This window comes from Streptomyces sp. NPDC037301, assembly GCF_055602785.1.
The window spans coordinates 1-8,956 of sequence record NZ_JBVJWD010000112.1 but is presented as its reverse complement, the minus strand read 5'-3'; the positions used below and the strand labels follow the sequence as shown (position 1 = coordinate 8,956).

Here is an 8,956-nt window from a genome sequence, read left to right as displayed (position 1 = left end):
AGAAACAACCTGCCCACCCACGACCACCGACCGAAACCAGCTCACCAAACGATCAAGAGATCATCTTCAGAGCACGTCGGTGGATCGAGGCTAAGTGATCTACCGCGGGCCCGTCCACAGATTTCCTTACGCCCTGACCCGCGATTGATGTGGTCAAGCGTTCCCGTGGCGGTTGAGTTCGAGCGCCGTGCCATGCACCGGATTCCCCGGACCACATGCACGACCCAGCGGGACTTCGCCAGCGTTCACCAGCCCAGCAGATCAATGGACCTCCGGCCGAGCCAGTCCGCGAACGACACAGCTTGGCGGTCCAGGTTCAGTGGCAGGACCTGGTTGCAGGTGGCCCGGGCGTCGAACCACATCGTGCCCAGGTGCGGGCCAGTGACAATGAGGCCACCGGTGATCATCGGTGTGTGAAGACAGAAGATCAGTCGGTGGCCGCAGGTCACAGCATAGATCCTGCCCGCTGGCAGGAAGCGTTCGAGGTCCTGATGGGCCGTATCGCGGGCCGGTTCGCGCGGGTGGAACCACGGCGCCGGGCACGGGCGTTCGTGCTCGGGTTGTTGTCGGACCTGCCGCGCAAGAACTGCTGGACGCTCGCCGAGCATGCCGGGGACGCGACCCCGCACGGTCTGCAGCACCTGCTGTCGAGGGCCAGGTGGGACGCGGACGCGGTACGTGAAGACATCCGCGGCTTCGTCGTCGAGCACCTGCACCACGAGGATGCGGTGCTGGTCGTGGATGAGACCGGCGACCTGAAGAAGGGCACGCACACGGTGGGCGTGCAGCGCCAGTACACCGGCACCGCCGGACGCATCGAGAACAGCCAGGTCGCCGTCTACCTCGCGTACTCCACCCCGCTCGGACACGCGGCCATCGACCGGGAGCTGTATCTCCCGCGCTCCTGGACCGAGGACACCGCCCGCTGCCGGGCCGCCGGAATCCCCGACAGCGTCGCCTTCGCCACGAAACCCGCCCTCGCCGCCCGCATGATCGGCCGCGCACTGGACGCCGGCGTCTGCGCGTCCTGGGTAGCCGGTGATGAGGTCTACGGAGGCAACCCGCACTTGCGGACCGCGCTGGAACAACGGCAGGTCGGCTATGTACTCGCCGTCGCCTGTGACCACCAGATCACCACCCGGGCAGGCACGTTCCGCGCCGATGCCCTGGTCAAGAAGCTGCCGAAGAGGGCCTGGCAGAAACTCTCCTCCGGAGCCGGAGCCAAGGGGCACCGCTTCTACGACTGGGCCCTGGCCGACCTCGCCGACGACCGCCCCGGCCACCACCAGCTGCTCGTCCGCCGCAACCGGCGCACCGGCGAACTCGCCTTCTACCGCTGCTACTCAGCCACCCAGGTGCCGCTGTCCACCCTGGTGCGGGTCGCCGGACGCCGATGGACCGTCGAGGAGACCTTCCAGTCCGGCAAGGGCCTGGCCGGACTGGACGAACACCAGGTCCGGCGCTGGGCGTCCTGGCACCGCTGGGTCACCCTCGCGATGCTCGCCCATGCCTTCCTCGCCGTCGTCCGCGCCGACGAACACGCGCGTCACCCGAAGCCGGAGGGGCTGATACCGCTCACCTGCAACGAGATCCAGCGCCTGTTCATCGCGCTCGTCGTCCGGCTCGTCCACGGCGCGACTCACCGGCTCGACTGGTCCCACTGGCGACGCCGCCACCAGGCCCGATCCCAGGCCAGCCACTACCAGCGACAAGCCGCCCAGACATGAAGATCGCGATCTACAGCTGGAGTACTAACCTCGATCTGCTCTGAAAATGCCCCTGCCCAGGTCACGCGGTCTGGTGCTCCAGCCGTACCAGCGGCAGGACCGCATCAGCTTCACCGTCCTGCAGACCACCGCCGCCGACACCGTCACCACCGCGACCGGAATCCTGCCCCCGGCGGGACCCGCCGAGCTCGTCGGCACCATCGGCCGGGCCGTCTTCGACGCCCTGCACCCCGGCCGCCACCGGCACCGCGTCAAGGCGCGTACCCGCAAGAACCCCACCAGCAAGTACGGACCGAACGCCGGACAACACCCCACGACCAGTCAGAACTACACCGTCCACACCACCGTCACGTTCTTCGAACACGGGCTCTCGAACCGCTCACGGACGTAAACGCAACGGTGTTGCCGAAAATGATCAGTGGTGACCTTGGGTGACTGACAGTTCGGGACCGTGGAAGAGATGGTGCACCGGCTGGAGGATTTGCTGTTCCCGTCGATCACGGACGTGGCTGTGGTGTCGGTAGACGTGGACAACGACACGGTTCGGATGGGGCCCGCAGCACGGTTGCCGGCTCGTCGTGTCCGGTGTGCGGGAACTGGTCGGATCGGGCTCACAGCTCTTGCCTGCGTTTTCCGGCGGATGTGCCCAGCGCGGGACTGCGGGTGGTGCTCTGTCTGCGGGTCCGTCGGTTCGCCTGCCGGGTCGCTTCGTGCCGACGGCGGACGTTCGTTGAGCAGGTACCCGGTCTGACCCGGAGGTATAGCCGGTGGACCGAGCGTCTGCGATCGGCTCTGGCCGCGGTCGGTCTCGCGCTGGCCGGACGGGCGGGCGCTCGGTGTCTTCGGGTGTCCGTCAGCCGGAGCGCGGTTGCGGCTGGTCGAGGCGCTGCCCGATCCGGAGTTGCCAGAGCCGCGGGTGGTGGGCGTCGATGAGTACGCGACGCGTAAGGGCCGCCATTACGGCACGGTGCTGGTCGACGTCGAGACGCGACGGCCGGTGGACCTGCTGCCGGACCGGGAGGCGTCGAGCCTGGCGGCCTGGTTGGCCGACAGGCCAGGAATCGAGGTGGTGTGCCGGGACCGGGCCCCGTTCTTCGCCGACGGTGCCATCGTCGGGGCGCCCCAGGCGGTGCAGGTCGCCGATCGCTGGCACCTGTGGCACAACCTTGGCGAGGCTGCCGAGCGATGTGTTGCCGATCATCGTGGCTGTCTGCGGGGTACGCCGCCCGAGCCGCCCCGGCAGGCCCAGGAGCCCGAAGAACCCGCGGACGCTACTGGCTCGCCGTGGCCGACCGGCCACCGGTTCGCCGACCGGACCCGGGCCAACCACGCCTCAGTGCACGCACTGCTGGCCACCGGCCACAGTCGCCGCGCGATCCAACGGCAACTCGGTATGACCTACCGCACCGTCAAGCTCCTGGCCGACGCCGCCACCCCGGAGGACCTCTTTCACGGCCAGTGGCAGGGCCGCCCCTCCGTATTCGATGAGTTCAAGCCCTACCTGGACGACCGCTGGAACCAGGGCTGCACCAACGCCTGGAAGGCGTGGGAGGAGATCGTGCCGCTCGGCTACACCGGCAGCTATCAGCGAGTTCGCGCCTACTTCCGCACCAAGCGCCTCTCGACCGAACCGGTCACCGCGCCCCCGCCCTCACCGTCGCCGGCTGGATACCTCCACCATCCCGATTCCCTCACCGAGGTCGAACAGCTCCGGCTCAAGGCCGTCCTGGTCCAGTGTCCCGAACTGGAAGCTCTCACCGGACACGTCCGCTCGTTTGCTCAGATCCTCACCGAGCGCCAAGGCCAGCGGCTGCCCGAGTGGCTCAATGCCGTCCGTAACGACGATCTGCCCGGCCTCCACACTCTCGCAGCGGGCATCGACCGCCGTCATCGCCGGCCTCACCCTGCCCTGGAGCTCCGGCGTCGTCGAAGGACACGTCAACGGATCAAGATGCTCAAACGACAGATGTTCGGCCGGGCTGGCTTCCAACTCCTGCGCAAACAGGTTCTGTTGGCGTGACCGAAGACGGCCGCGTCGCAAACGTCCGGCAGAACGCGTTCTCGTTGACATAACCGGGCACAGCGAGCAGTGCGATGCGGCAAGTGCTGAGCGGCCATTCAAGGGCGCAGCTTGGCCCCCGGTGTGGCATTCGGAAGTAACCGGCTGCTGCCAGGCAAGAGGCGGGATGGGGCCGACCGGATTCGAACCGGCGTCCTCCCACATGCGGTGAAGGCGCGACAACCACTGCGCTACGAGCCCCATCCCGCTCGCGATCATACGAGCCACCTGCACCCTGCCGCTCTCGAATATTCGAAGGCGACGACGGATCACTCAGCGTGGCCGCGTCACAGAAGTTGTGCCAGAACCGGAGAATTGACGGCACCTCTGTCCGCTGGCGAGGGCGACTGATAGGTCCACCGTGATTCCTGCCCGAGGAAGGTCGTCAATGTGTCGCAGTGCTGTGTCAACAGGTGGCGACAGCCAAGCTGACAACGTAGTGCTCCTTGACTATCCGGTTCGGGAAGACCTCGGCCAGGAGGTCGCGCTCCTTGGCAATAAATGTGTTCGTCGCCTCCTTGCCGAGGACGAGGAAGTCGGAGTAGCTGGCGAGGCTAGCGAGATGCATGTCGAGAGGAACGCGCCGGGTCCACGGCACGTGCCGGTGGACGAAGCCGAGCTCGGGCGGCAGTCTGCGGAACCGGGCCATGGGGTCGTGAGGGCTGTCGTCGGCACCGAAAAGTTGGCGCAGGCGCGCGTCCTGGTCGGCAATCCACGGAACGGTGCTATCTGAGTCGTTCCACCAGAGGGCGAGTGCACCACCGGTGCGCAGGACTCGGAGAGCTTCCGGGACGGATTTGCGCTGGTCGGTCCAGTGCCAGGCTTGGGCATATGTGAGGACGTCGATGGAGGCGGAGGCCAGCGGCAGGTTGTTGCCGTCCCCGATCACAAGGGGGACTTCGGGCAGGCTGAGACGGAACTGAGAGGCCATCCCGGGGCCGGGCTCGACCGCGATGACGTTCGCACCGCGGGCCCGGAGAAGTGTCGTCGCCAGTCCGGTGCCAGCCCCGACGTCGGCGACGCGGGCGTTCTCCAAGGGGCAGCCGGTGAGTTCCTCGACCGCGTCAAGTAATTCGGACGGGTATGAAGGGCGGTTCGCAGCGTAGCTGGCGGCAGCCATGTCGAACGAGCGGGCCTGCGAAGTGATGTTCATGCAAGCATTGTTGACGGGCTGCAGGTACTCGGCACCGTACTTTTATGCCTTTCCTCCGACAGCAAGTAGTCACCCGGGGGCGTCGGCGGATGCACCAGTGTGACGGCTCGCCGCCCACGTGAGGGCGGCGAACGCTGAGACAGATTCGTCGGACGTCAGCTGGCGTTGGCGGGCACTTCCGCTTGTGCTCGGGGCAGGCATCACTTCGTTTACCGGCGAGATGGCGGTACGGATGAACAAAACAATCTTCGCCTCGTGCACTCCGAATGCCACCGTCAGCATCATGCGGGCGACGGCTAACGGGCCACACAACTCTGCTGACCTGCGAAGCCCCAGTGGCTTGCTTGAACCGGATGCGGTTAACGCCGCACGTCCGGTTCTGAGGGGGCCGGAGAGCAGTAATGGTCTCCGGCTACCCGACCAAGCTCCACATGGTCGGCGGCCCGCGCGATCTGCTCCGGGGCGAGCTGGGGCACCTTCGACGACGTCGTCTCCATGACGCCTCCTCACTGTTCGCACGCCGGGCACCTGCTGCGCCCGGCCGATCGCCCCACGGTGCGGTCCCGGACCTGTGGACAGAGTCCGGAGCCAGGACGGGGTGCTGCCATGACGTCAGTCACGGACAAACCGGCCCAGTCGATACCTAGTCGAGGCAAAAATGGACACCCAGGGCGCTGAACGTCAGACCGCGGCCAAGGGGGGCTTTCTCACGGTGGCCCCGGCCCGTGCGCAGCTCGGCGCACGGGCCGCACGACCGCCGACCCGGCCATCAGGCCGGAGAAACCGAGGACACCGTGCCCACCGGCATCACACCCGACCCCTCCTGCGAGCCGCACGCCACCGTCGCCCCGACGCCCGGCGTAGCCCTGGAAGAGGTCCCATCGGCCCCCTCCACGGCCACTTCGCCTGCCGGGCGCGTCCGTGCAGGTCAGCCCCGGAGTCAAGGTCCCGCGACGCGTTCGACAACCCTTCTATGCCTTCACACCAGACATGGAAGCCCACCCACACCCGAAAGAAGGAAGTGCTGAGGGCTCTCGGCATCTTCCAGCGAGCTACCGCAGAGCATCTGTGGCAGAGCTGCGCCCCGGCTACCGGCACGACCGGATCACGAGGGACACCCTCAACGCCCTCAAGCGCGCAGGCGAAGTCCGCGTGGGGACGCGACTGGAGTCGGGACACCAGCTGTGGGTGCTCACCGAGCGAGGGCACAAGGAAGCCCGGCTGCTGCTGCCGAAGAACATCAGGATCTCCGCGCTGCGCAAGCTCGAGTACGACGACGAAGGCCGGCCGAAGGGAGCCGACGGCTAGGACGAACACGCCGCCGCCGTGACGTCGACCGCCACCGTGCTCACCGGGGCCGGGTTCGGCACGCCGCTCTCCTGGCAGGCCGGGATCGGCCACAAGCTCACCTACGGGTAAACCCAGTACGCCGACCTGACGATGCGCGCCCCGGACGCCGGAGTGCTCGCGATGTTCCTGGAGATCGACCGCGCCACCGAGCCCGTCGACGACCTAGTGGACAAGCTGCGCCGCTACCACGAGTGGTTCGCTCCTGGCGCCGAAGGCCGACGCGGTTAAGGAGAAGGCGGCCCGTCGGCGGGGCGCGCAGCGGTGCACGACTTCCGGCTGTGGTCGCGCTTGTACCCGGCGACCGGGAGGGAGGGCTACGTGCCGGTGGCGTTCGTGTTCACCGGGAAGACCGACGCACAGCGCGAGAGCCGGATGCGGCGCCTGGAACAGGCCGCTTGGACGAACTTCGCCGGCCCGAGTACCCGGGCTGGGGCATCACGGCCGTCGATTACCGCCAGGCGGCCCGTGGTTGTCACCGAACTGGAGCGGATCACTGCCGGCCCCGACGGCGCGGGCGGTGCGGTGTGGCGGCGGCTCGGACGGGATCAGTGGCAGACACTGGCCGAGGCCCTGGACAACCCCGACGGCGACCGGCTGCACGCCGTCCAGTACGAGCAGGCCGGCCAACGCCGAGCGGAACGCGAAGCCGCGGAGCGGGAGGCGCAGCGGCCCGTGTGCGCCCGCTGCGGGAGCAAGTTCACCGACGACCGCCGGCAGCTGATCCGGCAGCACTCGTGGCCCGGCGAGCGGGACAGCCTGTGCGGGCCGTGCTCGAAGGAGGACACTGACTGGGCCGAAGCCGAACGTGTCGCGCGGCGCCAGGCGGAAGAAGCCGCTGCCCGTACGGCGGCCGAAGCGGACACCAAGAAGAGCCGCGGCGTGTTCGGGATCGGGCGCCGCCGGTAGCCGCGGGCAAGCCCAAGGGGAACCTGGGTAAGCCACCCCCGGACAGCAGCTTGCCCGCCCCACCCCGAAACGCTGGGGTGGTGACGATGCTTCGTCGGAGCCTCCGCCGGGGCCAGAGCGAAGGAGAAGCCGGTGCGCATCTTCGGGACGGGCGAGACGGTCGTACGACGGGACGTGCACCGAAGCGGCCGGGCAGCGATGGCTGAGGCACAGCCGGTGCAGCGGTCGCCACCGTTCCTTCCGAAGACGATCCAGCCAGGTGAGCTGGCCAATCCTGCACCGCGGCGTCGGGCGGCGTGCTGACTGCCTTCGTCGCCGAATGTCAGCAGGGCAAGGTGGGGCTGTGCTCGGTGTGCGGCGCCGTTGTGTTGCGATGCTGCTGTTGTCGGGTCAGGAAGCGGCTTTCGGCATGCGCAGGGTGGTGAGGTAGTCGATCGCCGCATCGACCGTGGCCGGGCTGTTGAGCCAGGCGGTGTGGCCGTCGCCGTCCCAGCGCAGCAGCCTGCCGGTGGGAAGGGCGCGCCTGACCCCATCGGCGAATGCCGGGGGCGTGGCCACATCGTGCGCGCCGGAGATCAGAAGCACGGGAGGGAAGCTCGCGGGAACCCGCCAGGTGTGCGGCGTCCACGCGGAGTTCACCGGCCAGCCTGCGCAGCCGCTGGCGATGTCCCAGAACTCGGAGTAGCCGCGCAGGGTCGGTCCGGCCTCGCGTACCCGGCGCACGGCTGCCGGGAGAGCGGTCTCGGCGTCGACCGGGCCGGGGATGTCCTGGCAGATGATCGAGCGGTACGAGGGGTATTCGGGGTTGTGGACTGCGGTGAAGGGGGCGAGCGGAGCGAAGTCTCCGCCGTCGGCCGTCTTCCTCAACGCGGTCGCGAGCATCTCGTAGAACTGCGGTGACTGGAGGCCGGTGTTCACCGCTTGTGCGATCTCCTCCGCCCGCACCCGTCGGTCACCGTCCTTGATCTCGCCGTCGTCGGCACGGTGTAGCAGCGAGGTCAGAAAGCCGCGGATGTCCTGGCCGTGCAGCGCGCTCTGTTCGTTCTCGGCCGACCAGCGAGCGAACCCTCCCACACCATTCTCCACGGCGGCCGCATCGATCTCGGCCATCCGACGCCAGGACAGCGACCGGTCCACCACGCCGTCCACGACCATCGCACGCACTCTCGCAGGGAAAAGCTCGGCGTAGCTCTGGGCCACCATGGTGCCGTAGGAGAGCCCGAGGAAGCTGATCGTCCGTTCCCCCAGTGCTGCGCGCACCGCGTCCATGTCCCGTGCGATGCTGCCGGTGTCGAGGTGGGCGAACAAGGGGCCGCTGTGCTGGGCACAGACATCCCCGAATTGCCGGTTGCTGCGCACGAGTGCGGCAGCGGCTGACCGGCCGGTGGGGAACCTGCTCACCGAAAGGTCGACCGGATCCGGGCAGTTCAGCGGTGGATTGACGCCGGTGCCGCGCGGCTCCACGGACGATGTCGAAGCGGTCACGCAGCCGCGGTGGGAAGTACTGCTCACGGGCCTGCTCGTAGCGGAGATAGCCGACCTCGCCATCTCCCGGGCCGCCGGGGTTGAAGAAGAGCGTCCCGATGCGGTGTCCGGGATCGGTCGCCGGCAGGCGCGCGACTTCGATGGTCGTGCGGGGAGAGGTCCCGGGCCGGGACCAGTCGATTGAGCACGGTCAGTCCCAGCGCTGCCAGTACCAGAAGTACGGGTGGACCGCCGATCGTTCCCACTGTGGAGGTGACCGATCGGGCGGCCGCCCAG

General features: G+C 68.2%; 10 protein-coding genes and 1 tRNA gene. 7 read left to right on the top strand and 4 right to left on the bottom strand.

The features are described 5' to 3' along the window. Positions 1 to 245: 245 nt before the first annotated feature. Positions 246 to 407 (bottom strand): hypothetical protein, encoded by a 162-nt coding sequence (locus ACZ7IB_RS48110; RefSeq protein ID WP_470921613.1) that lies wholly within the window; start codon positions 405 to 407, stop codon positions 246 to 248. Positions 408 to 491: 84 nt separating this feature from the next. Here ACZ7IB_RS48110 and ACZ7IB_RS48105 point away from each other — a divergent pair, with 84 nt between their 5' ends. The 3 genes from ACZ7IB_RS48105 (at position 492) to ACZ7IB_RS48095 (ending at position 3,747) form a co-directional block, all read left to right on the top strand. Beyond that, positions 492 to 1,727 (top strand): IS701 family transposase, encoded by a 1,236-nt coding sequence (locus ACZ7IB_RS48105; protein WP_470921615.1) that lies wholly within the window; start codon positions 492 to 494, stop codon positions 1,725 to 1,727. Positions 1,728 to 1,773: 46 nt separating this feature from the next. After that, on the top strand, positions 1,774 to 2,118 hold the full coding sequence (locus ACZ7IB_RS48100) for a hypothetical protein (protein ID WP_470921612.1): 345 nt from the start codon (positions 1,774 to 1,776) through the stop codon (positions 2,116 to 2,118). A gap of 477 nt (positions 2,119 to 2,595) precedes the next feature. After that, positions 2,596 to 3,747: an ISL3 family transposase gene (locus ACZ7IB_RS48095; RefSeq protein ID WP_470921610.1), complete on the top strand. Its 1,152-nt coding sequence runs from the start codon at positions 2,596 to 2,598 to the stop codon at positions 3,745 to 3,747. Positions 3,748 to 3,914: 167 nt separating this feature from the next. Here ACZ7IB_RS48095 and ACZ7IB_RS48090 read toward each other — a convergent pair. Together ACZ7IB_RS48090 and ACZ7IB_RS48085 are read right to left on the bottom strand one after the other, a co-directional pair. Next, a tRNA-Ala gene (locus tag ACZ7IB_RS48090) sits at positions 3,915 to 3,988 on the bottom strand. Positions 3,989 to 4,192: 204 nt separating this feature from the next. Next, positions 4,193 to 4,939 carry a class I SAM-dependent methyltransferase gene (locus ACZ7IB_RS48085; protein WP_470921609.1) on the bottom strand — a complete coding sequence of 249 codons (747 nt, stop codon included), beginning with the start codon at positions 4,937 to 4,939 and terminating at the stop codon, positions 4,193 to 4,195. A gap of 165 nt (positions 4,940 to 5,104) precedes the next feature. Between ACZ7IB_RS48085 and ACZ7IB_RS48080 the strand changes: the two genes are divergently transcribed. From ACZ7IB_RS48080 to ACZ7IB_RS48065, 4 genes are all read left to right on the top strand, one after another. Continuing rightward, positions 5,105 to 5,239 (top strand): HNH endonuclease, encoded by a 135-nt coding sequence (locus ACZ7IB_RS48080; protein WP_470921607.1) that lies wholly within the window; start codon positions 5,105 to 5,107, stop codon positions 5,237 to 5,239. A 768-nt stretch (positions 5,240 to 6,007) separates the two neighbouring features. Continuing rightward, on the top strand, positions 6,008 to 6,247 hold the full coding sequence (locus ACZ7IB_RS48075; RefSeq protein WP_470921606.1) for a hypothetical protein: 240 nt from the start codon (positions 6,008 to 6,010) through the stop codon (positions 6,245 to 6,247). A 132-nt stretch (positions 6,248 to 6,379) separates the two neighbouring features. Then, on the top strand, positions 6,380 to 6,517 hold the full coding sequence (locus ACZ7IB_RS48070; RefSeq protein ID WP_470921604.1) for a replication-relaxation family protein: 138 nt from the start codon (positions 6,380 to 6,382) through the stop codon (positions 6,515 to 6,517). Positions 6,518 to 6,607: 90 nt separating this feature from the next. Continuing rightward, positions 6,608 to 7,195, top strand: coding sequence for a hypothetical protein (locus ACZ7IB_RS48065; protein WP_470921603.1), 588 nt, complete (start codon positions 6,608 to 6,610; stop codon positions 7,193 to 7,195). Between the two features lie 390 nt (positions 7,196 to 7,585). Here the strand turns inward: ACZ7IB_RS48065 and ACZ7IB_RS48060 are convergent, their stop codons facing one another. Beyond that, a complete protein-coding gene (locus ACZ7IB_RS48060) occupies positions 7,586 to 8,707 on the bottom strand; it encodes an alpha/beta hydrolase (RefSeq protein WP_470921601.1) in 1,122 nt (373 codons plus the stop codon). Between the last annotated feature and the right edge of the window lie 249 nt (positions 8,708 to 8,956).

Coding starts and splice junctions, on each gene's coding strand:
- ACZ7IB_RS48110 (WP_470921613.1), bottom strand. CDS start 407: ATGATCACCGGTGGCCTCATTGTCACTGGCCCGCACCTGGGCACGATG.
- ACZ7IB_RS48085 (WP_470921609.1), bottom strand. CDS start 4,939: ATGAACATCACTTCGCAGGCCCGCTCGTTCGACATGGCTGCCGCCAGC.
- ACZ7IB_RS48105 (WP_470921615.1), top strand. CDS start 492: ATGGGCCGTATCGCGGGCCGGTTCGCGCGGGTGGAACCACGGCGCCGG.
- ACZ7IB_RS48070 (WP_470921604.1), top strand. CDS start 6,380: ATGCGCGCCCCGGACGCCGGAGTGCTCGCGATGTTCCTGGAGATCGAC.
- ACZ7IB_RS48100 (WP_470921612.1), top strand. CDS start 1,774: ATGCCCCTGCCCAGGTCACGCGGTCTGGTGCTCCAGCCGTACCAGCGG.